This window comes from Hongsoonwoonella zoysiae (assembly GCF_013266695.1).
Taxonomy (GTDB): domain Bacteria; phylum Pseudomonadota; class Alphaproteobacteria; order Rhizobiales; family Stappiaceae; genus Hongsoonwoonella; species Hongsoonwoonella zoysiae.
Genome location: NZ_JABRXF010000001.1, coordinates 785,376 through 812,100, shown reverse-complemented (window position 1 = coordinate 812,100; position 26,725 = coordinate 785,376). Strand labels below are relative to the sequence as shown.

Below are 26,725 nucleotides of genomic sequence, written 5' to 3'. Positions count from 1 at the left end.
CTGTTCTTTTTTCGACATGTTGAAAAAGCCCTCTTGCGGGCAACCTTGCGGGACCGTAATCGAATGCGGGCCGCTGTCCCGCCACGCTGGCGTCAGCATGTCGAAGCCGGTTGGAACGAATACCAATGGATCAGGTCGCCGCGATTCTTGAACGGCTTCTCGCGCTTCACCCGCGCGAGATAGATCTTTCGCTCGGCCGGATGGAACGGCTTCTGGCCGCGCTCGATCATCCGGAGCGAAAGCTGCCGCCGGTCATCCATGTGGCGGGAACCAATGGCAAGGGCTCCACGACGGCGACAATGCGCGCCATCATGGAAGCCGCCGGCAAGCGCGTTCACGTCTATACGTCACCTCATCTCGTTGCCTTTAATGAACGCATCCGTCTTGCCGGGTCGCTCGTGGACGATGTGCGGCTTACGGCGGCGCTCGACCGTTGCGAGCAGGCGAACGGCGGTGCCGAGATCACCTTCTTCGAAATCACGACCGCCGCCGCCTTTCTTCTGTTTTCCGAGGAACCGGCGGATGCGCTGCTGCTGGAAGTCGGCCTTGGCGGCCGGCTGGACGCGACGAATGTGATCGACAGGCCGGCCGCCAGCGTGATCACGTCCATATCGATGGATCACGAGCGATATCTCGGCGCTTCGCTCGAAGGGATCGCAGCTGAAAAGGCCGGCATCGTCAAGCAGGGCGTACCCGTCGTCACCGCCGCGCAGGAAGATGTCGCATTACAGGTCATAGAGCGGGTGGCGCTTAGCAATCGTTCGCCCATCCGCGTGTTCGGGCAGGATTTCGCAACGTATGAAGAAAACGGCCGGCTGATCTACCAGGATGAGGGCGGGTTGTTCGATTTCCCCCTGCCCGGCCTCAGGGGCCATCATCAGGTTGAAAACGCAGGCCTTTCCATTGCCACCCTTCGTGTCGCGGGCCTCTTTCCGGAGGTGCCGGCGGTTGAAAAAGGTCTCCAGAAGGTCGATTGGCCAGGCCGGCTGCAGCCGCTCATGCATGGCCGCATCGTCGATCAATGCCCGCAAGGGGCCGAAGTGTGGCTGGATGGCGGGCATAATCCGGGTGCCGGGGTGGCCGTCGCCGCTTTCATGGGCGAGCAGGAAGAGCGTTGCTCCCGCCCGCTTTACGTCGTCTGCGGCATGTTGAACACGAAGGATCCGGTGGGGTTTTTCCGCGCATTCGAGGGCCTTGCCCGCCATGTCGCGACGATCCCTCTTAGCGCCACGGAAAACGGGCGCGAACCCTTCGAGCTCGCGGACAGCGCGCGGGAAGCCGGACTGGAGGCGACCCCGTTCGACAGCCTGGAAGCCGCGTTGGTGGATATCGCGGCATGCGCGGAAAAGGACGGCGAACCGCCGCGCATTCTCATCTGCGGTTCGCTTTATCTTGTCGGCGAAGTTCTGGCGCTGAACGGCACGCCGCCGGTTTGACACCGGCACCGGAAATCCGCTTCAAAGATCGTATTCGAGCGTGACGGCAAGGTCGGAAAATGCATCTTCCAGCCTTGGTGCGCGGGGCAGGTGCACCGCCTCGCCGGATGTCAGTTTATGCTTGATGGCGCGCTTGTAGATGGCGATGCAATCTCTTCCGGTCAGCCTCGAACGGTAGAGAATGCCATCGATATTAGGGAAATCGTCGTGCAGTTCGCTGCTGAATTGCCGGGATTTCTCGTGTGCTTTCGCCCCGACAGCGTCGGTATCCAACCCCAGCCGCAACGCGCCGATCGTTCGCAGGTCGAGCAGGTTCAGACTTTCCGTCGCCGAGATTTCCGCAACGGACCATTCGTCTAGTTCGGAGGCAAGAAGCTTGCGATTATCGACGGCTTCGAACCTGTCGCGAATGACCGTTTCGGCGATCGCGGAAACCAGATCGCAGGCCGCGTAGAGAATATGGAAATGATTGTCGGGTGGAGAAAAGCGTGAAGACCCCGCACCAACGCCCAAGGGGGTTTCTTCGAATTCGCTGCGCATAACCCTGAGCCACCGTATCGGCTTGAAGGGCTGTAACAAGCGAGAAATTTCTTTCGAATCCAAAGGCATAATTGATATCACCGCTCGGAATGAAACTTCAGCGGAGAATTTTGAAAAACCGGCATTCGCCCCGAATCTTCATCCAAAGCATATTCGAATGCAATTCCGGGCCGTGCCGCAGCACCGAATGTCGGAATAGGCAATAAAAGATCCCCGGTCAGGCTCGATCCGGGATCGTGACCTTATGAAAAGGACCGATGAACCGCGTCCAATACGGCTTCGACCTGCCCCTCTTTCAGAGCCGTCAAAGGAGGCGTCTTGTCAAAATCGATATGTGGCGTGACGAGCCACCGCCATGCGACGTGATGATTACCAGCCGCTGCCGCGACTATCCCTTTCAGCCCCTTGACCGGACGCCCTTCGGCAAACTGGTCGGCAGGATAGACATGCGCTCTCAGCCCTTTATTCAGCGCAATCACCATGTTCTTTTGTCGCCAGTTGTCCAGTGTGGACCGTGAAATCCCGAGCCGATCCTTGATGTCCGACGGGCGCCAGACATTGCCCGCCCAACTTTCCAGGGCGGTGGGCTCTGCCAGTCGGAGCAGGCGTTCGGCCGCCTTTGCTTTACTCAAGGGTGTCCCGAGGCCTTCGCCCGTCGAAACTTCGACGGGAGGAGCGTTACCCGGCTCCTGGATGGGGGGCTTGTCGGCAATAACCCGGCACACGGCTACAAGAAGCTCGTTCGTACTTCCACTCAACGCAGCGAGAGCTTTCATGTCCATGCTTCCCGCGGCGTTGACGAATTTGGCCATGGCCTCACCCATAGTGTCGAGTAGCGGCGTCGGTACGTCCGGATTTTCGAACCGCAGTTCCGCCTGAAGTCTTGGCAAGGAAACATGAAGACGGTTTTCGGTGTCATTGCCGGCGGTTTTCATCGTGGGCATGGTCGTCTCCTTCATGCCCGTAATATAGGCGATAATGTCCAGAATGTCCATATTGTACAGTGTGTGCAGCACGGACATGGCAGTGAATAAAAAAAGGGCGCCGCGATTGCGGCGCCCCTTCGGCGATTGGAGCCTGATTTCCTCTTACTTGATCCTGTCCGTAACCGCGTGGGTCCACGCGCCTTCCGGCTCAGCGGTAATGACCGGGTCCGAGCCGCCGGCCAGCAGCGTGTCGACCGTGCGCTGGTAGTCGGCCGGGTCAAGCGTGCCGTCGGAGCCTTCCGTCAGCTTGTTGATCTCGCCGACCATGCGGATCTGGTGCTTTTCGGTCTGCGCGCCGGTGGCGTCGTTCTCAAGCACGATTTCCGCCGCTTCTTCCGGGTGCTCGCGGGTGTACTCCCAGCCCTTCATGGACGCCTTCACGAAACGGGCCATCTTGTCGACGAACTCGGGATAGTCGAGATTTCCCTCCAGAACGTAGAGGCCGTCCTCGAGCGTGGCCACGCCCTGATCCTCATACTTGAAGACAATCAGGTCTTCTTCCGGGATTCCGGCGTCGATCACCTGCCAGTATTCGTTGTAGGTCATCGTGGAGATGCAGGCAGCCTGCTTTTGCAGGAGCGGGTCGACGTTGAAGCCCTGCTTCAGCACGGTCACGCCTTCCTCGCTGCCGTCGGTCGGAATGCCGAGGTGAGCCATCCACGACAGGAACGGATATTCGTTGCCAAAGAACCAGACACCGAGCGTGTTGCCGCGCAGGTCTTCCGGCTTTTCGATGCCGGTTTCCTTCAGGCAGGTCAGCATCATTCCGGACTTCTTGAACGGCTGGGCGATATTGACGAGCGGCACGCCCTTCTCGCGCGAGGCAAGCGCGGACGGCATCCAGTCGACGATGACATCGGCGCCACCGCCGGCGATCACCTGCGGCGGAGCGATGTCCGGCCCGCCCGGCTTGATCGTGACGTCAAGGCCCTCTTCCTCGTAGAAGCCCTTGTCCTTGGCCACGTAGTAGCCTGCGAACTGGCCCTGGGTGACCCACTTAAGCTGCAGCGTGACTTCGTCGGCCGCCTGGGCGGTTCCGAGCCCCATGGCAAGGGCGGCGGCGGCGAGCATCAATTTCTTCATTCTCAAGCTCCCTCTGGTTTTGGCATCCGTGTCCATTATCCCCGAACTGACGGATGCCAGAAGGTGAACACCCGTTCCAGGAGCGTCACCAATCCGTAGAAGACGGAGCCCGCCAGTGCGGCGACGGCGATCTCCGCCCAGACCATGTCGACGTTCATACGGCCGACTTCGGTGGATATTCTGAAGCCCATTCCCACGATCGGCGTGCCGAAAAACTCCGCTACGATCGCCCCGATGAGCGCTAAAGTGGAGTTTATCTTCAACGCGTTGAAAATAAAGGGCAAAGCCATCGGAAGACGTAATTTCAAGAGCGTTTGCCAGTAATCCGCTGCGTAAGTGGTCATCAGGTCGCGCTGCATGCGATCAGCACTCGCAAGGCCCGTTACCGTGTTCACCAGCATGGGGAAGAAGGTCATGATGATGACGACGGCGGCTTTGGACGGCCAGTCGAAGCCGAACCACATCACCATGATCGGCGCGACGCCGACGATTGGAAGCGCCGAGACGAGGTTGCCGATCGGCAGCAGGCCGCGACGGAGGAAATCGACCTTGTCGACGAGGATCGCGACGATGAAGGCGCTGCCGCAGCCGATCGCATAGCCGATGAGTACGGCCTTCAGGAACGTTTGCCGGAAATCGGCCCAGAGCGTCGGCAGCGAGCTTGCGAAGCGCGCGCCGATTGCCGACGGCGGGGGCAGCAGCACGGGCGATACGCCGAATCCGACGACGAAAAGCTGCCAGAGCACCAGCACCCAGACGCCGAAGAGCGCAGGGATCAGAAGCCCGATCGCACGTTTCGCCGTCGGCGATTTCGCGTCCCAGCCCGACAGGCGCTCGACGAACAGCCAGGAGGCGAGCCACAGCGCAGCCACGAGGGTCCAGAAGCCGCCTTCCGCCTTGTCGTAATTGGCGCCCACGGCCCGCAGGAGCTGGATGGCCGCGACAACCGAAACCGCCAGGAGCGCGAGATCGACCAGCCGGCGGGGGCCTACGCCCAGCGCCAGCATGATCGCGGCTCCGCCGAGCAGGATCGGAGCCAGCATCAGGTCGGCCGATCCGATGACCGAAGGCCCGTTCGTGAAGGCCGTCTGCGGCAAGGAGAATAAAGCGAGGGCGACGATGGTCCAGGCGAGATAACGGCCGACGCCCACAGCTCCCTGCCCGGTAAACGTGAGGCTTGCACCGCTCATTGCGCCATCCCCATGCGCTTCAGGACGATGCGCTCGAACACGCCGACGATGGTGACGAGGCTTGCCGCTATCACGGCGGCGACGATAAGCGCCGACCAGATCTGGATCGTCTGTCCGTAGTAGGACCCGGCAAGGAGGCGCGCGCCCAACCCTGCCACCGCGCCGGTCGGAAGTTCGCCGACGATTGCGCCGACGAGGCTTGCGGCCACCGCCACCTTCATGGAGGCGAAGAGGAAGGGGGCTGCCGAAGGAAGGCGCAGCTTCATCAGCGTCTGGCCCTGGCTTGCCGAATAGGTCTTCATCAGGTCGAGCTGGATAAACTCGGGCGAACGCAGGCCCTTCACCATGCCCACCGCCACCGGAAAGAAGGAGAGATAGGTGGAGATCATTGCCTTTGGCAGCGTTCCCGTGATGCCGATGGCGTTCAGCACCACGATGATCATCGGCGCGATCGCCAGGATAGGGATCGTCTGCGAGGAGATGATCCAGGGCATCAGGCTCTTGTCCAACACGCGGCTGTGCACGATTAGAACGGCAAGCCCGATGCCGAGCGCGGTACCGATCAGAAAGCCGAGTAGGGTGGAAGATAGCGTGATGCCGGAATGATAGACCAGCGAGCGCTTGGAGGTGACGCTCTTTTCAGCCGTCGTCTTCCAGATTTCCACCGCCACCTGATGGGGTGCGGGCAGCAGCGGGCGCTCCTGCGCCAGCGTGTCGGCGATGAATTCGGTAAGCGGCACATCCTCGCGGCCTGCGCGCTCGTAGGCATCGCGCTGCAACTGGCCGTTCAGCAAAACCGCGCCCAGATACCAGATGGCGAAGATCACCGCGACGACGACGATCACCGGCCCCGCCGTGCCGCTCATCAGCCGGCTGAAGGGGCTGAGCGAGGCAGGCGCCCCGCCGTGGCTCATCGCCTCAGTCGTCATAGCTGTGCCCCGCGCGCAGACCGTCGCGCACGCGATGCGCGATCTTCAGGAACTCGGGCGTTTCGCGGATGTCGAGCGTGCGCTCGCGCGGCAGGTCGCTTTCGATCACGTCGTAGATGCGGCCAGGCCTCGGGAAGAGCACGACGATTTTCGTTGAAAGGAACACCGCTTCGGGGATCGAGTGGGTGACGAAGATGACCGTCTTGTTGGTCTTCGCCCAGAGCTGCAGAAGCTGCTCGTTCAGGTGGTCGCGTACGATCTCGTCAAGCGCGCCGAACGGTTCGTCCATCAGGAGAAGATCGGGCTCGACGGCAAGCGCGCGGGCGATGGAGGCGCGCTGCTGCATGCCGCCGGAAAGCTGCCATGGGTATTTGCGCTCGAATCCGGAAAGGTTCACGAGGTCGAGGTTGCGCTTCACCCGCTCCGCCCGTTCGGCCTTCGAAAGCCCCATGATCTCGAGCGGAAGCGCGACGTTGTTGGCGATCGTGCGCCACGGATAGAGCGCCGCCGACTGGAAGACGTAGCCATAGGCGCGGGCAAGGCGCGCGTCCTCCGGCGAAACGCCGTTGACGGAGATGTGCCCTCCGGTCGGCTTTTCGAGGTCGGCGATCACGCGCAACAGCGTGGTCTTGCCGCAGCCCGACGGCCCGATGAATGAGACGAAATCGCCTTCCTCGACCTTGAGGTCGATATTGGAGAGCGCGTGCACAGGTCCGTCGTTCGTCTCGAACGTCAGCGAAAGGTCGCGGATGTCGATGACGGAACGCGCGTTAGCACCGTCTTCCCTTGCCATCCCGTCCTCCGCTCTGGCCTCACTTGCCGTTGTCAGCATTGTCCCATCTCTTTTATCGGCGCAAGGCGGGCGGTCCGTCTCGCGCCGTTTCCCCTGAAAACTGGTGTGGAAGGCCGCTCAGACGCCCGTCGCCGGAATTCCCGTGCGCTCCACCTTGCGCGGCGCGGTCAGTTCCTTCCACTTCGAAAGCGCCTTGTTGACCGCCGGGTAAGGCTCGCGAGCCACGAATTCGCCGTGGCCCGGCTCCGCCTTCACGGTCGATTCCTCGATGGCCACCTTGCCGCGCGTCAGCGTATAGCGCGGCAGGCCCTTCACCTTTATGCCCTCAAAGACGTTGTATTCGATCACCGACTGCTGGGTCTTCGCGGTGATCGTCTTCTCGCGCTCCGGATCCCAGACGACGATGTCGGCGTCGGCCCCTTCCACGATCGCGCCCTTCCTCGGGTACATGTTGAGGATCTTGGCGATATTGGTGGAGGTGACGGCAACGAATTCGTTCATCGTCAGCCGCCCGGTGTTGACGCCGCGCGTCCAGAGCACCGGCATGCGGTCTTCCAGCCCGCCGGTGCCGTTCGGGATCTTCGTGAAATCGCCCACACCCATGCGTTTCTGATCAACCGTGAAGGCGCAGTGGTCTGTCGCGACCACCTGCAGGGAGCCTGCCTGCAGGCCCGCCCAGAGCGAATCCTGATGGACCTTGTTGCGGAAGGGCGGCGACATTACGCGCTGGGCGGCGTGGTCCCAGTCGGCGCTTTGATATTCGCTGTCGTCGAGCACGAGATGCTGGATCAGCGGCTCGCCGTAAACGCGCATGCCCTTTTGCCGCGCGCGGCGGATCGCTTCATGCGCCTGCTCGCAGGACGTGTGCACGACATAGAGCGGAACGTTCGCCATGTCGGCGATCATGATGGCGCGGTTCGCCGCCTCGCCTTCCACTTCCGGCGGGCGGGAGTAGGAGTGCGCTTCCGGCCCGTTGTTGCCTTCCGCCAGCAGCTTTTGTTGGAGAGTGGCGACGACATCGCCGTTTTCGGCATGCACCAGCGGCATCGCGCCAAGGGCCGAACAGCGCTGGAAGGAGGCGAACATTTCGTCGTCTTCCACCATCAGCGCACCCTTGTAAGCCATGAAATGCTTGAAGGTGTTGATGCCCCGGTCCACCACCTCGGCCATTTCGTCGAAGACCTGCTCCGACCACCATGTGATCGCCATGTGGTAGGAATAGTCCGCACAGGCAAGCGACGATTTCTGCTGCCAGACGGCAAGCGCTTCGAGAAGCGACTGGTTCGGCGAGGGCAGGCAGAAGTCGACCACCATGGTCGTGCCGCCGGAAAGGCCGGCGCGCGTGCCGCTTTCGAAATTATCGGCCGAATGGGTGCCCATGAAGGGCATTTCCAGGTGCACGTGCGGGTCGATGCCGCCGGGCATCACGTAGCAGCCGGTCGCGTCCAGCACTTCGTCGGCGGAGAGATTGTCGCCGATCTGGACGATCTTGCCGCCGTCGATCTTCACGTCGGCTTTCCAGGTGCGGTCGGCGGTGACGATGGTGCCGCCCTTGATGACTTTCGACATGTCAGAATCTCCCACTGATAACTCGTGACGAATCCAGCGCCCCGCCTGCGACGAACCGCAGTTTCAGCCAGACCGCGCGCAGCGTCGCATTTCCCTTCAAAACGCCCGTCGCCGCAACGACGAGCCGCCCCTCGACGCCCGGCCAGGTCAGGCTGAAGCCCGCGTACCGCCCTTCGCCCAGAATGTGCACCTGCGGCGAGCGGTTCGAATCCTCCTCCGCCCACCCGGCGAATTCGGACATCGGCTCGGCGAGGCGAAAGCGCCGCTGTTTGATCGTCTCGCTCGAAGCGTCCAGGCTTTCGCGCACGAACGGGTTGTCGCGTACCGAGACGAATACGAACTCGCGGCCCATCCGCCTGTTGCCCGGCGTCAGTTCCTTGAGAAACGCAAGCAGCATCGCGTGATGCTGCCTGATCTCCAGAAATGCGTCGACGAGCGCTCTCACTTTCCCCTCGGTTTCCCCTCAGCCTACGACTTCCGCCGTTTCCAGCACCGCATGCAGCAGCACGTCCGTGCCCGCCGTCGCCCATTCGGGGAAGATCTTCTCATCCTCGTTGTGCGACAGGCCGTCAACGCAGGGGCACATGATCATGGCCGTCGGCGCCACACGGTTGACCCAGCAGGCGTCGTGGCCCGCGCCCGAAACGATGTTGCGGTGGGAATAGCCGAGCCGTTTTGCGGCGTCGCGCACCTTGGAAACGCAGCCCTCGTCGAAGGTGACCGGATCGAAATGGCCGACCTGCTCCACCTCGCCGGAAATCTGCAGCGCGTCGCAGATGGTGTCGATGCCGTCGCGGATGCGGTCGTCCATCTCGTCAAGAGTGGCCTTGTCCGGAGAGCGGATGTCGATGGTGAAGACGGTCTTGCCCGGAATGATGTTGCGCGAATTCGGATAGACCTCGACATGGCCGATGGCGCCGACCGCGTCGGGCTGATAGTCCATCGCCACCTCGTGCACCAGCTCCGTCACCCGCGCCATGCCGAGCCCGGCGTTACGGCGCTTGGGCATGGGGGTGGAGCCGGTGTGGCTTTCCTTGCCCGTCAGCGTCACCTGCAGCCATTTCAGGCCCTGCCCGTGGGTGACGACACCGATGTCTACGCCCTCGTCCTCCAGGATCGGGCCCTGCTCGATGTGAAGCTCGAACATGGCGTGCATCTTGCGCGCGCCGACCTCCTCGTCGCCGATCCAGCCGATGCGCTTCAGCTCGTCGCCCACCGTCTTGCCTTCCGCGTCCTCGCGGGCGTAGGCCCAGTCGAGGGTGTGGACGCCGGCGAAGACGCCGGAGGCCAGCATGGCGGGCGCGAAGCGCGTGCCTTCCTCGTTCGTCCAGTTGACGACGACGATCGGATGCTTCGTCTTGATGTCGCGGTCGTTCAGCGTGCGGATGACCTCGAGCCCGCCGAGCACGCCGAGTACGCCGTCATAGCGCCCGCCCGTCGGCTGGGTGTCAAGGTGGGAGCCCATGTAGACGGGCAGCGCATCCGGGTCGGTGCCCTCGCGGCGGGCGAACATGTTGCCCATCTTGTCGACGCCCAGGGTGAGGCCTGCTTCCTCGCACCATTTCTGGAAGAGCGCGCGGCCCTTGGCGTCGTCGTCCGTCAGCGTCTGGCGGTTGTTGCCGCCGCGCACGCCGGGGCCGATTTCCGCCATCTCCATCAGGCTGTCCCAAAGGCGGTCGCCGTCGATCCGCAGGTTGTCGGAAGGGGCTGTCATCGGAAGTTCTCCTTGCGCCTCTTGTTCTTACATGGTCGGGAAGGTGTAGACCGCGCCGTCCTTGATGCCGGCCGGCCAGCGCGAGGTGATGGTCTTCAGCCGCGTGTTGAAGCGGATGCCCTCGGGTCCGTAGATCGAGTGATCGCCGAAGAGCGAGCGCTTCCAGCCGCCGAAGGAAAAGTAAGCGACCGGCACAGGAATCGGCACGTTGACGCCCACCATTCCCACTTCGATGCGGTCGGCGAAGGCGCGCGCGGCGTCGCCGTCACGGGTGAAGATCGCGGTGCCGTTGCCATACTCGTGGGTGTTGATGAGGTCGACGGCCTCGTCGTAGTCCTTCGCGCGCACGACGGAGAGCACAGGGCCGAAGATCTCTTCCTTGTAGATCGTCATGTCCTTCGTCACCCGGTCGAACAGCGTGCCGCCGACGAAATATCCGCCCTCGTAGCCTTGCAGGTTGAAGCCGCGCCCGTCGACGACAAGCTCCGCCCCTTCCTTTTCGCCCTGGTCGATGTAGCCGAGCACCTTCTGCTGGTGCGCCTTGGTGATCACCGGGCCCATTTCGGCGTCCGTATCGGTGGACGGGCCGATCTTGAGGGACTGAACGCGGGGGGCGAGCTTTTCGATCAGCTTGTCGGCGGTCTCCTCACCGATGGGAACCGCGACGGAAACGGCCATGCAGCGTTCGCCGGCGGAACCGTAGCCCGCGCCCATCAGCGCGTCGGCCGCCTGGTTCATGTCGGCGTCGGGCATGATGATCATATGGTTCTTCGCCCCGCCCAGCGCCTGCACGCGCTTTCCGTGGGCCGTGCCGGTCGAGTAGACGTATTCGGCGATGGGCGTCGAGCCGACGAAGGAGATCGCTTTCACGTCCGGGTGCGTCAGCAGCGTGTCGACGGCTTCCTTGTCGCCGTGGACGATGTTCAGCACGCCTTCGGGAAAGCCCGCTTCCATGAAGATGTCGTAGACGACCATGGCGGCGGAGGGGTCGCGTTCGGAGGGCTTCAGGATGAAGGTGTTCCCGCAGGCGACCGAGACCGGGTACATCCAAAGCGGCACCATGGCCGGAAAGTTGAACGGCGTGATGCCGGCGACGACGCCGAGCGGCTGACGGTCGGAATAGCTGTCGATGGCCGGGCCCACGTTGCGCGCGAATTCGCCCTTCAGCAGGTGCGGGATACCGCAGGCGAATTCCACCACCTCGATGCCGCGCGCCACTTCGCCCAGCGCGTCGTCGTGGGTCTTGCCGTGTTCGGCCGAGATCGCGCGGGCGATCTTGTCGGCGTTTTCGGACAGAAGCTCCTTGAAGCGGAACATCATGCGCGCGCGCTTGAGCGGCGGCGTGTCGCGCCATGCCGGGAAGGCGGCCTTTGCGGTGGCGATGGCCTCTTCGACTTCGGAAACCGAGGACAGGCCCACAACGCCGGACTGTTCGCCGGTCGCGGGGTTGAAAACGGGCGCGGTGCGGCCCGAGCGGCTTTCCACGCGGGCGCCGCCGATGGCGTTCGTTATCGTCTGCATTTCATTCCCTCCCCGGATCAATCCAGGCTCTGGAGCACTTCGCGAAGCGTACCCACGATCTGGTCGATCTGGCTTTTTTCGATGATGAGCGGCGGTGACATGGCGATGATGTCGCCTGTCGTGCGGATCAGGACGCCCGCGTCATAGGCCTTCAGGAAGGCGGAGAAGGCGCGCTTCGTCGGCTCGCCGGCGATGGGTTCCAGCTCGATGGCGCCGATCAGGCCGATGTTGCGGATGTCGATGACATGGCGCGTGCCCTTCAGCGAATGAAGCGCGTCCGCCCAGTAATCCTCCAGTTCCGCGCCACGGGTCAGCAGGCCTTCCTCCTCGTAGGTGTCGAGCGTGCCAAGGCCCGCCGCGCAGGCCACCGGGTGCCCGGAATAGGTGTAGCCGTGGAAGAACTCGATCAGATGTTCCGGCCCGGTCATGAAGGCTTCGTGAATGTCGCTCGTGCAGAACACCGCGCCCATCGGGATCACGCCGTTGGTGATGCCCTTCGCCGTCGTGACGAGATCGGGCGTGACGCCGAAATGATCGACGGCGAAGGGTGAGCCGAGACGGCCGAAACCGGTGATCACCTCGTCGAAGATGAGCAGGATGCCGTGTTGGTCGCAGATCTGGCGAAGCCGCTCCAGATAGCCCTTCGGCGGGATCAGCACGCCGGTGGAGCCGGCAACCGGTTCCACGATCACGGCGGCGATTGTGGAGGGGTCGTGCAACTGGATGACGCGGATCAGCTCCTCGGCGTATTCCGCCCCGTTTTCCGGCTGTCCGCGGGAGTAGGCGTTACGCTCCAGGTCATGCGTGTGGCGGATGTGGTCGACACCGCCAAGCAGCGTGCCGAAATGCTTCCGGTTGGCGACGATGCCACCCACGGAAATGCCGCCGAAGTTGACGCCGTGGTAGCCGCGTTCCCGGCCGATCAGGCGCGTGCGGGCGCCCTCGCCGCGCACCCGGTGATAGGCGATCGCCATCTTCAGCGCGGTTTCCACCGATTCCGAGCCGGAGTTGGTGAAGAACACATGGTCGAGCGGGGAAGGCATCAGTGCGGTGAGCCGGGCGGCCAGCTCGAAAGCCGCCGGGTGGCCCATCTGGAAGGCCGGCGCATAGTCCATTTCGGCCACCTGGCGCTGCACGGCCTCGGTGATCTTCGGCCGCCCGTGGCCGGCGTTGCAGCACCAGAGGCCCGCGGTGCCGTCCAGCACCTGCCGCCCGTCGGCGGTGGTGTAATGCATGTCCTTGGCGCCGACGAAAAGGCGCGGGTTCTTCTTGAACTGCCGGTTCGACGTGAACGGCATCCAGAAGGCTTCAAGATTATTGGTAGCAAGCGCCGTCTTCGACATGGTTCCTCCAATCGCCCTTGTTTTCCCAAACGGGCGAAACATCGATCCAACAATCGACCGAAGGAGCGCCCGGCACCCTTTGCTGCGGCCGGGCCGGCTCAATTGCCTGCGTCGGTCCGCATCGGGCCGGGGCCGTCTCCGGTCGTTCCCATGAGCGGCGCTCGCGTTCCACGCAGGAGGCCGCGAACATGGGCCGCTCGTTGTGAAGAAGCGCGCGGTCGGCCTTCAAAGGCGTCCGCGGTCCGCTTCTCTTTCGCCGGTCGATGATATGGCTGCCGCCGGTTGGGCGATCAGCCGCTGTCATCCCCTGGCCGTCCGGACATACGTTATTCGCATGACCCGGGCTATCTGGAAGGTTGAACGGGCCGTTATCTTTTTTCTGGTCGGCCCGCCTGTCGTTGCGACCGTCGCGGCCAGGGTGTAAAACCTGACCAAACGGTCAAATCGAGCGTATGAACACTTGACCAAACGGTCAAGATCATTTTTCGATATCTCTACTCAAATCACGTTCATGGTCGGATGTCGCAGAAAACAACCCAGAAAAGCGCGGTGCGCGCGGAAAACGAGCGGACGATCCTGAAGGCGGCAGAGGCCGTTTTCGCCGATCACGGCTTTCGCGGCGCGACGACCGGCATGATCGCCGAGCGCGCGGGCATCCCCAAGGCGAACCTGCATTATTATTTCCCAACCAAGGAGGCGCTCTACCGCCGCGTCGTGGAGCATATCTTCAACATCTGGCTCGATGCGGCTAATTCCTTCGATGAGAGCGACGATCCGGTCGAGGCGCTGACGGCCTATATCTCCAAGAAGATGGATATCTCGCGCGAGCACCCGATGGGCTCCAAGGTCTGGGCGAACGAGATCCTGCACCGCGCGCCCGTCATCCAGGACTATCTGGAAACGACGCTGCGCGACTGGACGGCAAGCCGCGCCTCCGTCATCGAGCGCTGGATCGCGCAAGGGCGTATCGCTCCCATCGATCCGAACGCACTTTTGTACATGATCTGGGCGACGACCCAGCATTACGCGGACTTCAACCACCAGATCGACACGCTGAACGGCGGCAGGCCCCTCAGCGAGGAGCAGTTCGCCGAGGCCAAGAAAACGGTGATACAGATCGTGCTCGCCGGTATAGGTGCCGCGCCCGTGGCCCTTGCGCGTGATGCTTCGGCTCAAGCTGCCGGTGAGACGGAGGCGGCCGAATGAGCGCGTTTTCCGAAAGCGAGACCGGCAACGGCAGGGGCAACGGATCGGCCACCAAGATCCAGGAGAAAAACCGGGGGCGCATTCTGGAGGCCGCCTTTTCGGAATTCGCTCAATTCGGCTATCGCGGCGCGCGTATCGAGCATATCGCCGCGGCCGCCGGTATGTCGAAATCGAACCTGCTTTATTATTTCGGCTCCAAGAAGGACATCTACAAGGCGGTTCTGGCCGACCTTCTGGACATCTGGCTGGCGCCGCTGCGCACGCTCGATCCGGAAGGCGACCCGCGCGAGGAACTGTCCGCCTACATCAACCAGAAGATCGAGCTTTCGGCGCGTTATCCCGAAGCTTCTAAGCTTTTTGCAAACGAGGTCATGCAGGGTGCGCCGATGATCGGCGACGTGCTGGAAGGCTCGCTGAAGGCGCTGGTCGACGAGAAGGCGCAGGTTATCCGCACCTGGGCGGCCAATGGGAAAATACGCCCGGTCGATCCGCATCATCTCATCTTCATGATCTGGGCGACGACGCAGCATTACGCCGATTTCGCGACGCAGATCCGCGCGCTCACCGGCACCGGCATTGAAGAGGCGGAATTCCGCAAATCGGCGGAAGAAACCGTGGCGTCGATCGTCCTCGACGGGGTGGTTGCGAGGCAGGGTTGACCTCCCGTCTCGCCGCTTCCGCCACCGCGCCGACTTCCAATTTCCAGAGTTTCCTGCCTAATATATTGTTTCCGTTCGGAAAGGTAATGCGCCGGGGCACGCTCGCCTGACCGGACTTCGCTTTGTTTCGCGTATCGGGAGCCGGTCATGTCGAGATTTGTCGCTGCCCTCGCAATTCTTGCGTTCGCATCCCTGCCTGCTTTCGCCGCGTCTTGCGGAAACGACAGCGGCGGTTTCGGCGCGTGGCTTGAGGATTTCAAGCGCCGCGCGGTCGCATCCGGCGTTTCGCCACGCACAGTGCAGGGGGCGCTGAATGGCGTCTCTTACGACCGCAAGGTCATCCGGCTCGACCGGTCGCAGAAGTCCTTCAAGCTGAGCTTCGACCAGTTCCGCCAGCGTCGCGCGCCGGCCGGCACCATCGCTCTGGGGCGCAGGCAGCTGCGCAACAATCAGCGACTGCTCTCTAGTATCGAGAATTCCTATGGCGTCGCGCCGGAAATTCTTGTCGCCATCTGGGGCCTTGAAAGCGGCTTCGGGCGGTTTTCCGGCAATATGTCGGTCTTCCGCTCGCTCGCCACGCTTGCCTACGACTGCCGCCGTTCCGAGTTCTTCACGGAAGAGCTCTATGCGGCGCTCGTCATTGCCGACCGGGGTTACATGAGCCCGTCGGCGATGGTCGGCGCCTGGGCGGGCGAGCTTGGGCAGACCCAGTTTCTCGCCTCCAACTACGTGCGCTACGCGGTAGACTACGACCGCGACGGGCGCCGCGATCTCATCCGCTCGCGAGCGGACGTTCTGGCCTCGACGGCCAATTACCTGAGGCAAAAGGGTTGGCGGCCGGGCGGAGACTGGTCGCCGGGCACGCGCAACTACGCTGTCTTGAAGGAGTGGAACCGGGCGGAGGTTTATCGCCAGACGATCGCCTATTTCGCGACCGAACTCAGGCGCTGATCCCGTACTTGCCTTGTCGACCATTGCAGGATGAAGGTCGCAAGCGCGGTTATCGCAACGCCCGCGAAAACCGTGAGGCCCGGTGTGCCGTCGCCGACAGCCATCTTTTCCAGGACCACGAAGGCGGGCAAAAGGTAGGTATAGGCCATCACCTGGCCGGAGGGCAGGCGCACGGTTGCGAATTTCGCGAGATAGAAGGTGAGTGCGGTTGGAAAGACGGCGAGATAGGCGATGCCGCCGTAGATCTTCCAGGGCACGGCCGTCCAATCGGCTGCAAGGATCGCCGGCAGGCCGAAGACGAACAGCGCGGCTGAACCGCCCATAAGCACCCACAGGGTGAAAAGCATCAAGGGTTCCGCTCCGTGCAGTTTGCGCACGAAGGGCGAATAGGCGGCGAACGCCACGCAGCCGATCAGGAACATCCGCTCGCCGTAGCCGAGCGACAGGTTCAGGAGGGCCGCGATATTGTCGCCGTAAAGTACGACCAGCGCGCCGCAGCCGGCGATCGCGAGACAGACGAGCTGCAGGCGCGTCATCGTCTGGCGCAGGAGGATCCATGCGATCGCCGCCGTCATCGCGGGCACGAGCGCGAACAGCGCGCCGGTGTTGATCGCGGTCGTATAGCGAAGGCCCTCGAACATGGCGACGAAGTAGAAGGCAAGCAGGCTGCCCACCCATGTGGCTTTCGCGGCTTGCGCTGGAGAAGGCATTCGCCACTCGCCGCGCGCGGCGACGATGCCGGCGAAGACGAATGTCGCCAGCAGGAAGCGCAGGAAGGTGAGCGCGCGCGGGTCGAGTGCCGGCGAAATCGCCTCGCCGACAGGAAATGTCGTCGAGATCACGAGAATGAAGAGCAGCATTGCCAGATGCGCACGCAAATTCCCCGCCGCCTTGTCTGCGCCGGAGTTTTTGCCCACGGCTCCTGTGATCGGCTGGTTCATCCTGCTCCAATCTTTCTAGAGCGCTTTCCACGAAATCCGACTCAGATTTCGCGGGATATGCTCTAAGCGCCGAAGATAGCGCTATCCGGACATGATAAGACGGCAAAAAGCCGGCGCACTATAGCTGCGCCGGCTTTTCCCACAGTCCCGAATTGCCGCTTCGCAGTTCGAAAACGCGCCGGTTACTCGGCCGCCTCCATCACCCGGTTGGGGTTGTTCGGATGCGTCGTCCAGTCGGCGAACCTGGTGTCGATCGGCTGCTTCGTGCGCGGATCCACGCCACTCGTCATCGGCTCCATGGTGATGCAGTTTTCAACGGGGCAGACGCTGACGCACAGGTTGCAGCCCACGCATTCCTCGTCGATCACCTCGAAGTGACGCGCCCCGTCCACCATCGCCGTGATCGCCTGGTGCGAGGTATCCTCGCAGGCGATGTGGCAGCGTCCGCACTTGATGCAGAGGTCCTGGTCGATCTTCGCCTTGGTGATGTAGTTGAGGTTGAGGTTCTGCCAGTCGGAGCAGTTCGGCACGGCCATGCCGACGAATTCGTCGATCGACGTGTAGCCCTTTTCGCCCATCCACTCCTTCAGCCCGTCGATCATGTCCTGCACGACCTTGAAGCCATAGGTCATGGCGGCGGTGCACACCTGCACGTTGCCTGCGCCAAGCGCCATGAACTCGGCCGCGTCGCGCCATGTGGTCACGCCGCCGATGCCGGAGATCGGCAGGCCGGCGGTTGCCGGGTCGCGGGCGATTTCCGCCACCATGTTAAGCGCGATCGGTTTCACCGCCGGTCCGCAGTAGCCGCCGTGCGCGCCCTTGCCGTCGATGGTCGGCGTCGGCGCCATGATGTCGAGGTCGACGCCCACGATGGAGTTGATCGTGTTGATCAGCGAGACGGCGTCCGCGCCGCCGTTTTTCGCCGCCTGGGCGGGCTTGCGGATGTCGGTTATGTTCGGCGTCAGCTTCACGATCACCGGCATTTTGGTGTTTTCCTTGCACCAGCGGGTGACCATTTCGATGTATTCCGGCACCTGCCCGACGGCCGAGCCCATGCCGCGTTCGGACATGCCGTGCGGGCAGCCGAAGTTCAGCTCCACGCCGTCGGCGCCCGTATCCTCGACCTTCCTCAGAATGTCGATCCAGTTCTTTTCCTCGCACGGCACCATCAGCGAGACGACGAGCGCCCGGTCGGGCCAGTCGCGCTTCACCTGTTTGATTTCCCTGAGGTTCACCTCAAGCGGGCGGTCGGTGATGAGCTCGATGTTGTTGAGGCCCAGAAGGTTGCGGTCGCGCCCGTGGATCGCGCCGTAGCGCGGCCCGTTCACATTGACCACATGCGGGTCCTCGCCCAGCGTCTTCCAGACGACGCCGCCCCACCCGGCCTCATAGGCGCGGATGACGTTATAGGCCTTGTCGGTCGGCGGCGCTGAGGCCAGCCAGAACGGGTTCGGCGATTTGATGCCGAGGAAATTGCTTGTCAGATCGGTCATGTCGGTCCCCTTCTTTCCCTGGGGCGGAATGAAATTCCGGAAAATTGAGGTTCAGCCCGTGATGGCTGCGTGGATGGAGCGCGCGGCAAGCTTGCCGTCTTCCACCGCGGCCACCGTCAGGTCCTCTCCGCCGGCCACACAGTCGCCACCGGCCCAGACCTTGTCGAGAGAGGTCTTGCGCTCGCCGTCGACACGGATCCGGCCCGCGTAGAGCTCCAGCGCGTCGGATCCGCCGGCAACAGGATCGGCGATAAATGTCTGGCCGATCGCCTTGAACACCTGGTCGGCCTCGAACCGCTCTGTCTCGCCGGTGCCCGAAAGCCTGCCGTTCGCATCCAGCGCGGTACGCTCCGCCTCGATGGCGATGACATGCCCGCCCTCGCCGATCAGGCGCTTGGGCTGGAACCACTCGCGGATCAGAACTCCGTTCGTCTGGGCAAGCTCCTGCTCGTAGCGGCTTGCCTTCATGGCGTCCTGGCCGCGCCGGTAGAGGATCGTCACCTCGTCAGCACCGAGGCGCTTGGTCTGCACGGCAATGTCGATCGCCGTCATGCCGCCGCCGATGACGACGACCTTGCGCCCGACGGGAAGCTTGGCGCGGTCCGTCTCCTGGCGCAGCTCCGCGATATAGGCGACCGCGTCGATCACGCCGGAAAGCTCCTCGCCCTCGGCGTTAAGCGCATTCACGCCGGGCAGGCCCATGCCGAGGAAGACGGCATCATATTCGCCGCGCAGCCCCGCCAGCGTGATGTCGCGGCCGAGCGCCTTGCCGGTTTCCACTTTGATGCCGCCAACGGACAGCAGGAACTCCACCTCGCGCTGGGCGAAGTCGTTCACCGTCTTGTAGGCGGCGATGCCGTATTCGTTGAGACCGCCGAGCTTTTCGCGCGCCTCGAAGATCGTGACGTCATGGCCCTTCAGCGCAAGGGCGTGGGCGCAAGCCAGGCTCGCCGGTCCGCCGCCGACCACGGCGATCTTCTTGTTCGTCGGTGCTTCGCGGGTGAAATGCGAACCGGAAACCTTGTCCATGTAGGTGTCGGTCGCATAGCGCTGCAAAAGGCCGATCTTCACCGGCTTGTCTTCCGCCTCGTTGCGCACGCAAGCTTCCTCGCACAGCGTTTCCGTTGGGCAAACGCGCGCGCACATTCCGCCAAGAATGTTTTCGGCGAAGATCGTCTTCGCCGCGCCCACCGGGTTGCCGGTCTGGATCTGGCGGATGAACTGCGGAATGTCGATCGACGTCGGGCAGGCGATCGTGCAGGGCGCGTCATAGCAGAAGTAGCAGCGGTCCGCCTCGACGGAGGCTTCATGCCTGTCGAGCGGCGGATGGATGTCGTCGAAATTCTTCAGATAGTCTTCGGGCGACAGGCGGCCCGCACGGATATCGGGCGCCGAAAGTACGTCGGCCATTTAAGGACCTCCGGATCGGACCGAACGCAAGATGCCGCCGCTGCGGGGCGGGCGTCTCTGTTCCGGTCGGTTGTTCCTCTCCGCGGCCTCGGCTTGTTCAGGCGGGCCGCTGTCTGGCGATTGTCGCGGCCGGCGCCTCGTTCAGGTGGGCATTTCGGTCCGCTTCGCCTATTGGGCCGAATTTTGACCAAATAGTCAAATTTTTTATTCGCACGCCTGATTATTGGCGGTCCGGGGCCTGCCGTCCTTTTCCCGAAGGGTCGGCGACCAGAGGCATCTTGAGCGTGAATGGCCTCGTCGCAATGATTTCGCCATTCACCTGAATGTCTATCGCATGGCCGCCAGCATAGTATTTTCGCGTGGTGATCTCGCGCATGCCGTGGCGCTTGAAGAGCCTGATCGACCCTCCGCCTTCAAGCATGACGTTACGCCATTTGAAGACTTTCGGGCTGGTGCCGCCATTCGCCTTGCGGTGATGGATCACGTAGTCGATCACCAGTTTCTGCGGCTCGGGCGAGGTCGAGACGATCTCCGCTTCGAATTCCAGATCCGAACCGAATTCGACGCTTTGCGAAACGGAAAGAAAATCCGCCCTGACCCGCGCCGGACCAAAACCCAGCGCGGCAAGCGTTTCGGGATGGCCTTTCTTGATCAATGTGCGGCAGGCGTGGCGCACCAGCCGCGCGCGGTTCTTTCCCGCGCCCTCAAGCCATCGTTTTGCGGTTTGCGCGATCTTGTCCGGATGGTCCTTGCTGATATCGTTCAGATTGTTGGCGACAGAACGGCGGACATATTCCTCCTTGTCATCCTTCAGCTTCTCCAAAAGTTCCATGACCGGGGCCGGATCGGCTATGAATTGCGGAAGCTTCGGCGCCCAGGGCAGCCTCGGACGCGTCCCTTCGGACACGAGGCGGCGCACGTGCTGGTTCGGGTGGTCCGTCCAGTCGTGCAACACTTCCAGCGTTTTCTCCGGCGCGCGCAGCAGAACCGGGCGGATGGCGAATTCCGCGCTGCAGCGCATGGTCAATTCCTTGAGAAGCAGCATCGTCGTTTCGAAATGCGCCGTGCCTTTCTCGGCGACATAATCCGCCAGGGGAAGTGTTGCCCAGCCGGTCAACCCCCTTCCGTCGCTGCGCGCATCGAAATCGACTTCGCTCAACACGGGGCCGAGGCAGTCGAGCACGATTTCGGCAGCGTGCGGGAAATCCTCCGGAAGGTGGCAAGCAAGCGTCCGCGTGATCCGCTGCGAGCGCTGCTTGAGTTCAAGTTCCTCGAATCCGTCCAGCGTCTCAGTGGCGAAACCTTCCGCATCGAACGAATTCCAGCGGTTCGAAAATACGCTGGCCATCGACCGGACAAGCTCGGGGGAAAAAATATTCTTCAGCGGTTCAGCCATCGCGGTGTGGCCCGAAAAGCGAATCCAGAACGATCGCGGCGTGTCGGCATCGGCGGATAAGTCGCCGCCGGTTTTCGCAGCGCGCGTATCAGCGCCCGGGGTTCCCTGTCAATATTTGTCACCGGTCGTTCTGAAATAAACCGGCCCGGGCCATCGTCCGGGCCGTTGTCGCTCAGCGTTGCCGAAATATCGCTGCGGCAGAGAAACTGTTCGAACGCGGCCGGTTCGCTCGAAAATTGCCGCAATGTCACATTCTCTTGACCGCAAGAACGCCCACGCGCGGAAAACCTCCGCCGGGCCCCATCGACGGAGAGAACCATGCGGGTCGATATTCTTGCCGGCATCATTGCCATCGCGCTTCTCTTGATCGCGGCGACAGCGCCTGCGGATGCGGAATATCCCGTGTTCGATTGTGTCCAGGGGGACGAGACTACCTGCAAGGCGCAAAACTGAGCCGGCTTAGAATGTCCGCTGCACGCGGAAGGTGCTTACCCAGAAATCGCCATCGGAAAGGCCTGAGGCGCGCGTGAAGTCGCGCGTCTGATAGCCCACTTCCGCGCCCATCACGAAACCGGAAACCGGCTGCCAGGTCAGCGTGGCGTTGCCGCCCCATTGCGCGAAGTCATAGGCGCGCAAGGCAGCATCGGCTTGGTGATAGCCGCCTTCCAGCGCGATCTCCCAATCGCCGAAGATCGGCTGGCGGTATCCGGCGGCGAAGTTCCAGGTCGTTGTCGTCTCCAGCGAATTTCCGCTCACCACGGCATCGGTGATCTGCCCGTTCCAGCTGTCGATGCCGTATCGGCTCGCGCCGTCGGTATAGATGGCTTCGGCGAGGAAAGCCGCGCCGGGCGTCACGAAAGGCGCGTTCACGGTCACACCGGCGCCGATGGCGAAGCCGAGTTCGGAATCCGCCGTGCCCTGGAAGGTCGACCGGTCGTAAGTGACGTGGTGCAGCGCGCCCATCACCTGCGCCGAGCCCCAGCCCTGGTCGACGCGAAGGGCCGCCACGAAATCCGGAACCCGGTGCCCGCCATAGGCGTTCGCGGCGATCAGCGACGTGCCGGCGGCGTTCAGCCGGGCGATGTTCGTGCGCCGGCGCGTGCCATCTTCCAGAGATACGGTCGCCGAAAACCCGTTGCCGAAGCCTTGCGTGTAGGAAAAGAGGTTCTGCTTGATGTCCGTATAGTCGGTGAAGAACACGCCGAAGGCATAGCCCGTCCAGTAATCCCAGACGGATTGCGCGCGCCCCGCCGTCAGCCCGCCGAACTGGATGAAGCCGAATTCGATCGTCGCCGTATCGCCGGCCGTGCCCGTCTGGTTCTGGAAGACGGCGCTCAGATAAGTCCGCAGGAGGCCGTATTCCGTGTGCGTTCTTGCGTCGAACCGGGCGTAGCCGCGCGCGCGAAAGCGGGTGGAGATATCGCTGTCCTCGTCCCAGAAGTTGGGGCTGTCGCCGAACTGCTGGGCGGAGATTTCCGCGCGTATCCGCCCGCCGACCTTGAGGCACGTTTCCGTGCCCGGCAGGTAGAAGAAGCCGTCGCCGAATGCGTCGCACACCCGAACATAGTCGACAGGCTCGGGCGCGACGGCCAAATCCGCCGCGTAACCCGCTGAAGGAACGGCGGCAAACCCGGCTGCCGCCACGAATTTGAGGGGAGCGAATCGCACGGTCTTCTCCATATGAGTCCGGTCTACCGGAGAAGAATCTATCGTCGCGGCACTTTCAACTTCCGCGAGGTAATTTGAAGACTTTGCGCCCCAACCTGTAGCCCGCGCGCCACACCGTCCTCTTGCTAAGCTCGCGTGCCTGGCGTCAAACTCCTTCCAAAATCAGAAATCGGGAGAACCTTCGTGAGCAAAGCCCGCGTGAATCGCCGCGTCATCCTCGCCTCGCGCCCGAAGGGCGTGCCGCAGGCGAAGCATTTCGCGATAGACGAGGCGCCGATGCCGGCTCTCGCCGAGGGCGAAATCCTGATCCGCAACGAATATTGGTCGGCCGATCCCGCGCAGCGCGGCTGGGCGAACGATGCGCCCAACTATCTGCCCCCCGTCGCGCTGGGCGATCCCATGCGCGGTTTCGCCGTGGGCAAGGTGATCGAGTCCCGCCACCCGGATTACGCGGTGGGCGAGGCGGTTACCGGCATGTTCGGCTGGCAGACCCATGCGGTAAGCAACGGGTCGAATGTCGATAGAAAAGTGACGGAGACGGATCTTCCGCTCTCGCTTGCCCTCGGCGTTCTCGGCCTCAACGGCATCACCGCCTATTTCTGCCTGCTGGAGGTTTGCGCGCCGAAGGCGGGTGAAACCGTCGTCGTTTCCACCGCCGCGGGCGCGGTCGGCTCGGCCGTCGGGCAGATCGCGAAGATAAAGGGCTGCCGCACCGTCGGCATTACGGGCAGCGATGAAAAGGCCGAGCTTTGCCGCAAACGTTTCGGCTATGACGTGGCGATCAACTACAAGACGGAAAATGTCGCGAAGGCCGTAAAGGCCGCCTGCCCCAACGGGGTGGACTGTTATTTCGACAATACATCCGGCCCGATCAGCGATGCGGTGATGGAAAACCTTGCCAGAGGCGCGCGGATCGCCATTTGCGGCACGGCGGCGATACAGGACTGGGAGCCGATCCCTCAGGGCCCCCGCGTTCACCGGCAGTTGCTGGTGGCGCGTGCGCGCATGCAGGGTTTCATCGCGTTCGATTATCAGGCCCGTTTCCCCGAAGCGCTTTCCCAACTGGCGGAATGGGTGCGTGAGGGCAAGCTTGCCTATAACGAGCATGTGCTGGACGGTCTCGCCGCCGCTCCCGGCGCGATAGCCATGCTCTATCGGGGCGAAAACACCGGCAAGCTCGTGATCCGGGTGGATTGACAGCGTTTTACGCTGTCATCGCCGTACCACTCCTGTCATCCCCGCGCAGGCGGGGCTTGTCCTCGGCTTGATCGGGGAACCTCCCTCCCCACGCTGTGTCCTCTCGTCGCGCTCCCGCGCCGTGTCCTCTCCTTCGTCATCCCGGACCAGCGAGGCGAGCGTGCGAGCCGAGTGCCGATCCGGGACCCAGCGCATCAGTCGCGCGTTAGCGCGCTTCCGCCGAGAAATAGAGCGGGCTTCGCCCGCAGCAGATATCTGGCTCCCGGGTCATCGTTCAGCTTACGCTTCACTCGCCCGGGATGACGCCTGAGAGCGCGGCAAACGCTCATCTCTCCTGCGTCCAATTGCTCCACCGCCCCCGCATCACGCCTGTCATTCCCGCGAAGGCGGGAACCTCCCTCCAAACGCCGCGTCCTCTCCTTCGTCATGCCCGGGCTTGACCCGGGCAACCATTCAAAATCGCCGTTTGCCGCAACCTCTCTATGGGTCGCCGGGTCTGCGCCCGGCGATGACGACCCGAGAGGCATCACCACTCCCTCCACCGTCACCCCGTGCTTGACACGGGGGCCATTGGCCCCTCTTCGCAGAATGTAGCTTTCGGCTTGACTGCGCCTTTCCATCTGATCGGCCGATGTCAGCGATACGGTAGGGCTTTTGTAGAAGTATTTATATCAAAAGCGATAGATTATTCGCCGTCGCAATATATTATAGCAGCGCTCAGCGATTTAGCGCTATTTTTAAAGTTATAAATTGGATAATAATGTTACAGTATGACGTATTAACGATTTCAAGTATATCCGTATTTTTTAAATATATTCTTGATTTTATTTTGAATATCCGCAACATAAATCTTATCGAGATTGTCGTTACCTTCGAATACGCCTCGACTATTATCTGCTAAAAATCCCGCCCGCCTACCAATTTCGATCAGTATGTAGACAATATCTTCGACTGCTGCTTTTGGTAGAAATTGAAAAGCACGCACCCGCCAATCCTCAATAGCACCGGAACTAAGGCCTGCTAAAGGGCAGTTAATGCAACAATGCGAGGAATTTATAGTGCTTAATATGGAACGTTCGATATTAATGCGAGCGTTAAATCTCGAGGTTCGCTCTGTCATTTTATAGCCCTAATATGTTCGCTAACGGCTATTGCCCATGGTTTTACAGTAGATGCAGCCTCAAAGGCCAATTCAGGTGTTACTCTCAGAGGTGTTATGCCTCTAGTGCTAGCCATTCGGCACAGCATTATCTTATCATATAAGTGCTTAGGTAGTGTGAGAGCGAAACTATTAAGTGCATATGGAGCGTATCTTCCAAAAAAAGGATTTTCAAGTAAGTGCCAACTTGCAGACATCGCTATATTTCGCGCGCAAACATAAACTATGCCCATCTCAAAAATAGCGTTTTCTGGATGCCTTTCAATGTTTGCTTGGGTCTCGAGAAGTATGTCAGTAAGGCCTGTAACATCTTCTGTTGCCGTTTTATAAGCTTTAGGAGGACCAAAAATACTACTAAGGTGAGTGAAATTATTTAAACTGTAAGATTCTTTGTGTAGGTGCCAAGCAAATAAATGACCGTTCATGTACATCCTTCGTAATTTGGCTTCGCCATAAAATGAAATAGAGGGGCGCTTGTTAAATATAGAAACTATATAATTTTCAATTATTTCCTCTTTTACAGTGCCAAATCCATCTTTCACTACCACAATCACATCTAAATCACTAAAATTATCAGTATCGCCTCTTCCATGCGATCCAAATACGGAGATATTGATAATATTTTTCGGTAGTAAATGGAGCATTGTTTACCTGTGCGAAAGCCATCGAAATAAACCAGTCACCAATACGCCAAACGCAACATAACGTGTGACAACGACAATCCATTCCAATAATATAATTCTACTTGCAGGTAAAATGAAATCTACATCTAAAAATAGACTTAAATAATAATATAGGTATTCTAAGTATGTTTTAGAAACAAAAGAGATTGTTGCGTCAGAATGGTTGTATACCAAATTTATTGTTGAAATTAGAGCTGCCAATCCCAGTAGGACAATAGTGGAAAAAGCCAATCTCCACAAGCGTTCACCGTGTCCCCATAGAAAAGAATCAAACCATAAGGCAACGCGTTGCAAACCAATTTTCATTTGATTTCCAAAGCCACTGTATTTCTTTTTATAATAAGATTCATCCTGCCTCCAAGCCCGTCGTAAATGCTCTTTTCTTGCGTCTATCTCTTTTAGTATAAATTTTCTAGCTGATGAAACGTCTCCTAAAGACATGGAGTTTTTTCTTAGTATCTGGAGAAATTCCCGTCGGACGTTCGGTTCGTCTGGTAAATTATTTAAGAGTTCATTGGTTGAGATACGCGTGCCTGTAAAGTCAGAATATCGAAAATCGCAGCCCACAAATGAGGCATTTCTGAAATTACAATTGATAAAATGGCATCCTACAAACTTACAATTTTTAAAACAAGCATTGTGAAAATAACCTCTGGTTATTAAACTGTAGGAAAAATCAACATCTACATAGTCGACACTTTTTCCGCTAACATCAGTCAGGAAAGCGTGTTGAATACGCTTCCCATTTATTTCCTTAAGTTTTACATTTTCAAGTTCAATTTTTTCGAACACTGCAACATCTTTATCTGGAATACTACCGCCCGAAGCGGCTTGGGTGGCCATCAGGTTAGCTCCTTA

At 60.9% G+C, this 26,725-nt stretch carries 25 protein-coding genes; 6 read left to right on the top strand and 19 right to left on the bottom strand.

Annotated elements, in window-relative coordinates; genetic code table 11:
• Window positions 1–125 precede the first annotated feature (125 nt).
• Window positions 126–1,436, top strand: a complete 1,311-nt coding sequence (locus HPQ64_RS03745) for a bifunctional folylpolyglutamate synthase/dihydrofolate synthase (RefSeq protein ID WP_172887028.1) — start codon at window positions 126–128, stop codon at window positions 1,434–1,436.
• A 21-nt stretch (window positions 1,437–1,457) separates the two neighbouring features.
• On the opposite strand, the gene HPQ64_RS03740 is transcribed toward HPQ64_RS03745, so the two are convergent.
• The 11 genes from HPQ64_RS03740 to aptA all read right to left on the bottom strand — a co-directional run bounded on the left by HPQ64_RS03740 (window position 1,458) and on the right by aptA (window position 13,104).
• Complete coding sequence (locus HPQ64_RS03740; protein ID WP_172887027.1) at window positions 1,458–1,976, bottom strand: RES family NAD+ phosphorylase; 519 nt, start codon at window positions 1,974–1,976, stop codon at window positions 1,458–1,460.
• A 242-nt stretch (window positions 1,977–2,218) separates the two neighbouring features.
• Window positions 2,219–2,971, bottom strand: coding sequence for an antitoxin Xre/MbcA/ParS-like domain-containing protein (locus HPQ64_RS03735; RefSeq protein ID WP_172887026.1), 753 nt, complete (start codon window positions 2,969–2,971; stop codon window positions 2,219–2,221).
• Between the two features lie 93 nt (window positions 2,972–3,064).
• On the bottom strand, window positions 3,065–4,045 hold the full coding sequence (locus HPQ64_RS03730; RefSeq protein WP_172887025.1) for an ABC transporter substrate-binding protein: 981 nt from the start codon (window positions 4,043–4,045) through the stop codon (window positions 3,065–3,067).
• Between the two features lie 35 nt (window positions 4,046–4,080).
• Complete coding sequence (locus HPQ64_RS03725) at window positions 4,081–5,235, bottom strand: ABC transporter permease (protein WP_246270266.1); 1,155 nt, start codon at window positions 5,233–5,235, stop codon at window positions 4,081–4,083.
• The gene (locus HPQ64_RS03720; protein ID WP_172887024.1) at window positions 5,232–6,164 is read right to left on the bottom strand and encodes an ABC transporter permease; all 933 of its coding nucleotides are present in this window, start codon (window positions 6,162–6,164) and stop codon (window positions 5,232–5,234) included. Before HPQ64_RS03720 ends, HPQ64_RS03725 begins: the two co-directional genes overlap by 4 nt.
• Entirely contained in the window at window positions 6,154–6,957 is an 804-nt protein-coding gene (locus HPQ64_RS03715; RefSeq protein ID WP_210260073.1) for an ABC transporter ATP-binding protein, read from the bottom strand. Before HPQ64_RS03715 ends, HPQ64_RS03720 begins: the two co-directional genes overlap by 11 nt.
• 117 nt (window positions 6,958–7,074) lie before the next feature.
• Window positions 7,075–8,526 carry a dihydropyrimidinase gene (gene hydA / locus HPQ64_RS03710; RefSeq protein ID WP_172887022.1) on the bottom strand — a complete coding sequence of 484 codons (1,452 nt, stop codon included), beginning with the start codon at window positions 8,524–8,526 and terminating at the stop codon, window positions 7,075–7,077.
• 1 nt (window position 8,527) lies between these two features.
• Window positions 8,528–8,971, bottom strand: coding sequence for a hypothetical protein (locus HPQ64_RS03705; protein WP_172887021.1), 444 nt, complete (start codon window positions 8,969–8,971; stop codon window positions 8,528–8,530).
• Window positions 8,972–8,989: 18 nt separating this feature from the next.
• A complete protein-coding gene (locus HPQ64_RS03700; RefSeq protein ID WP_172887020.1) occupies window positions 8,990–10,240 on the bottom strand; it encodes a Zn-dependent hydrolase in 1,251 nt (416 codons plus the stop codon).
• 27 nt (window positions 10,241–10,267) lie between these two features.
• Window positions 10,268–11,761, bottom strand: coding sequence for a CoA-acylating methylmalonate-semialdehyde dehydrogenase (locus tag HPQ64_RS03695; RefSeq protein ID WP_172887019.1), 1,494 nt, complete (start codon window positions 11,759–11,761; stop codon window positions 10,268–10,270).
• A 17-nt stretch (window positions 11,762–11,778) separates the two neighbouring features.
• Window positions 11,779–13,104, bottom strand: coding sequence for an omega-aminotransferase AptA (aptA, locus tag HPQ64_RS03690; RefSeq protein ID WP_172887018.1), 1,326 nt, complete (start codon window positions 13,102–13,104; stop codon window positions 11,779–11,781).
• Between the two features lie 519 nt (window positions 13,105–13,623).
• Here aptA and HPQ64_RS03685 point away from each other — a divergent pair.
• From HPQ64_RS03685 to HPQ64_RS03675, 3 genes are all read left to right on the top strand, one after another.
• On the top strand, window positions 13,624–14,310 hold the full coding sequence (locus HPQ64_RS03685; RefSeq protein WP_172887017.1) for a TetR/AcrR family transcriptional regulator: 687 nt from the start codon (window positions 13,624–13,626) through the stop codon (window positions 14,308–14,310).
• Window positions 14,307–14,969, top strand: a complete 663-nt coding sequence (rutR, locus tag HPQ64_RS03680) for an HTH-type transcriptional regulator RutR (RefSeq protein ID WP_172887016.1) — start codon at window positions 14,307–14,309, stop codon at window positions 14,967–14,969. Before HPQ64_RS03685 ends, rutR begins: the two co-directional genes overlap by 4 nt.
• 147 nt (window positions 14,970–15,116) lie before the next feature.
• Window positions 15,117–15,920, top strand: a complete 804-nt coding sequence (locus HPQ64_RS03675; RefSeq protein WP_172887015.1) for a lytic murein transglycosylase — start codon at window positions 15,117–15,119, stop codon at window positions 15,918–15,920.
• Here the strand turns inward: HPQ64_RS03675 and HPQ64_RS03670 are convergent.
• The 4 genes from HPQ64_RS03670 to HPQ64_RS03655 all read right to left on the bottom strand — a co-directional run bounded on the left by HPQ64_RS03670 (window position 15,893) and on the right by HPQ64_RS03655 (window position 21,160).
• Window positions 15,893–16,861, bottom strand: a complete 969-nt coding sequence (locus tag HPQ64_RS03670; RefSeq protein ID WP_172887014.1) for a DMT family transporter — start codon at window positions 16,859–16,861, stop codon at window positions 15,893–15,895. The genes HPQ64_RS03675 and HPQ64_RS03670 overlap by 28 nt on opposite strands.
• Window positions 16,862–17,043: 182 nt before the next feature.
• The gene (gene preA / locus HPQ64_RS03665) at window positions 17,044–18,354 is read right to left on the bottom strand and encodes an NAD-dependent dihydropyrimidine dehydrogenase subunit PreA (RefSeq protein WP_172887013.1); all 1,311 of its coding nucleotides are present in this window, start codon (window positions 18,352–18,354) and stop codon (window positions 17,044–17,046) included.
• Between the two features lie 51 nt (window positions 18,355–18,405).
• Entirely contained in the window at window positions 18,406–19,764 is a 1,359-nt protein-coding gene (locus HPQ64_RS03660) for an NAD(P)-dependent oxidoreductase (RefSeq protein WP_172887012.1), read from the bottom strand.
• Window positions 19,765–19,984: 220 nt separating this feature from the next.
• Window positions 19,985–21,160, bottom strand: a complete 1,176-nt coding sequence (locus HPQ64_RS03655) for a DNA alkylation repair protein (protein ID WP_172887011.1) — start codon at window positions 21,158–21,160, stop codon at window positions 19,985–19,987.
• 318 nt (window positions 21,161–21,478) lie between these two features.
• Between HPQ64_RS03655 and HPQ64_RS20545 the strand changes: the two genes are divergently transcribed.
• Window positions 21,479–21,613, top strand: coding sequence for a hypothetical protein (locus HPQ64_RS20545; RefSeq protein ID WP_281358245.1), 135 nt, complete (start codon window positions 21,479–21,481; stop codon window positions 21,611–21,613).
• Window positions 21,614–21,619: 6 nt separating this feature from the next.
• Here the strand turns inward: HPQ64_RS20545 and HPQ64_RS03650 are convergent, their stop codons facing one another.
• Window positions 21,620–22,828 (bottom strand): porin, encoded by a 1,209-nt coding sequence (locus tag HPQ64_RS03650; RefSeq protein ID WP_210260072.1) that lies wholly within the window; start codon window positions 22,826–22,828, stop codon window positions 21,620–21,622.
• A 183-nt stretch (window positions 22,829–23,011) separates the two neighbouring features.
• Between HPQ64_RS03650 and HPQ64_RS20685 the strand changes: the two genes are divergently transcribed.
• On the top strand, window positions 23,012–24,025 hold the full coding sequence (locus tag HPQ64_RS20685) for an NADP-dependent oxidoreductase (protein WP_210260071.1): 1,014 nt from the start codon (window positions 23,012–23,014) through the stop codon (window positions 24,023–24,025).
• Between the two features lie 787 nt (window positions 24,026–24,812).
• Here the strand turns inward: HPQ64_RS20685 and HPQ64_RS03640 are convergent.
• The 3 genes from HPQ64_RS03640 to HPQ64_RS03630 are packed head-to-tail and all read right to left on the bottom strand — an operon-like array spanning window position 24,813 to window position 26,710.
• Window positions 24,813–25,145: a hypothetical protein gene (locus HPQ64_RS03640; protein WP_172887009.1), complete on the bottom strand. Its 333-nt coding sequence runs from the start codon at window positions 25,143–25,145 to the stop codon at window positions 24,813–24,815.
• The gene (locus HPQ64_RS03635; RefSeq protein WP_172887008.1) at window positions 25,142–25,828 is read right to left on the bottom strand and encodes a nucleotidyltransferase domain-containing protein; all 687 of its coding nucleotides are present in this window, start codon (window positions 25,826–25,828) and stop codon (window positions 25,142–25,144) included. The genes HPQ64_RS03640 and HPQ64_RS03635 overlap by 4 nt, the downstream gene beginning before the upstream one ends.
• A 3-nt stretch (window positions 25,829–25,831) precedes the next feature.
• Window positions 25,832–26,710 carry a pentapeptide repeat-containing protein gene (locus tag HPQ64_RS03630; protein ID WP_172887007.1) on the bottom strand — a complete coding sequence of 293 codons (879 nt, stop codon included), beginning with the start codon at window positions 26,708–26,710 and terminating at the stop codon, window positions 25,832–25,834.
• Between the last annotated feature and the right edge of the window lie 15 nt (window positions 26,711–26,725).

Bases quoted from the DNA above. Each gene is read 5' to 3' on its own strand.
- HPQ64_RS03745 (WP_172887028.1), top strand. From the start codon at position 126: ATGGATCAGGTCGCCGCGATTCTTGAACGGCTTCTCGCGCTTCACCCG.
- HPQ64_RS03740 (WP_172887027.1), bottom strand. From the start codon at position 1,976: ATGCGCAGCGAATTCGAAGAAACCCCCTTGGGCGTTGGTGCGGGGTCT.
- HPQ64_RS03735 (WP_172887026.1), bottom strand. From the start codon at position 2,971: ATGGACATTCTGGACATTATCGCCTATATTACGGGCATGAAGGAGACG.
- HPQ64_RS03730 (WP_172887025.1), bottom strand. From the start codon at position 4,045: ATGAAGAAATTGATGCTCGCCGCCGCCGCCCTTGCCATGGGGCTCGGA.
- HPQ64_RS03725 (WP_246270266.1), bottom strand. From the start codon at position 5,235: ATGAGCGGTGCAAGCCTCACGTTTACCGGGCAGGGAGCTGTGGGCGTC.
- HPQ64_RS03720 (WP_172887024.1), bottom strand. From the start codon at position 6,164: ATGACGACTGAGGCGATGAGCCACGGCGGGGCGCCTGCCTCGCTCAGC.
- HPQ64_RS03715 (WP_210260073.1), bottom strand. From the start codon at position 6,957: ATGGCAAGGGAAGACGGTGCTAACGCGCGTTCCGTCATCGACATCCGC.
- hydA (WP_172887022.1), bottom strand. From the start codon at position 8,526: ATGTCGAAAGTCATCAAGGGCGGCACCATCGTCACCGCCGACCGCACC.
- HPQ64_RS03700 (WP_172887020.1), bottom strand. From the start codon at position 10,240: ATGACAGCCCCTTCCGACAACCTGCGGATCGACGGCGACCGCCTTTGG.
- HPQ64_RS03695 (WP_172887019.1), bottom strand. From the start codon at position 11,761: ATGCAGACGATAACGAACGCCATCGGCGGCGCCCGCGTGGAAAGCCGC.
- aptA (WP_172887018.1), bottom strand. From the start codon at position 13,104: ATGTCGAAGACGGCGCTTGCTACCAATAATCTTGAAGCCTTCTGGATG.
- HPQ64_RS03685 (WP_172887017.1), top strand. From the start codon at position 13,624: ATGTCGCAGAAAACAACCCAGAAAAGCGCGGTGCGCGCGGAAAACGAG.
- rutR (WP_172887016.1), top strand. From the start codon at position 14,307: ATGAGCGCGTTTTCCGAAAGCGAGACCGGCAACGGCAGGGGCAACGGA.
- HPQ64_RS03675 (WP_172887015.1), top strand. From the start codon at position 15,117: ATGTCGAGATTTGTCGCTGCCCTCGCAATTCTTGCGTTCGCATCCCTG.
- HPQ64_RS03670 (WP_172887014.1), bottom strand. From the start codon at position 16,861: ATGAACCAGCCGATCACAGGAGCCGTGGGCAAAAACTCCGGCGCAGAC.
- preA (WP_172887013.1), bottom strand. From the start codon at position 18,354: ATGACCGATCTGACAAGCAATTTCCTCGGCATCAAATCGCCGAACCCG.
- HPQ64_RS03660 (WP_172887012.1), bottom strand. From the start codon at position 19,764: ATGGCCGACGTACTTTCGGCGCCCGATATCCGTGCGGGCCGCCTGTCG.
- HPQ64_RS03655 (WP_172887011.1), bottom strand. From the start codon at position 21,160: ATGGCTGAACCGCTGAAGAATATTTTTTCCCCCGAGCTTGTCCGGTCG.
- HPQ64_RS20545 (WP_281358245.1), top strand. From the start codon at position 21,479: ATGCGGGTCGATATTCTTGCCGGCATCATTGCCATCGCGCTTCTCTTG.
- HPQ64_RS03640 (WP_172887009.1), bottom strand. From the start codon at position 25,145: ATGACAGAGCGAACCTCGAGATTTAACGCTCGCATTAATATCGAACGT.
- HPQ64_RS03635 (WP_172887008.1), bottom strand. From the start codon at position 25,828: ATGCTCCATTTACTACCGAAAAATATTATCAATATCTCCGTATTTGGA.
- HPQ64_RS03630 (WP_172887007.1), bottom strand. From the start codon at position 26,710: ATGGCCACCCAAGCCGCTTCGGGCGGTAGTATTCCAGATAAAGATGTT.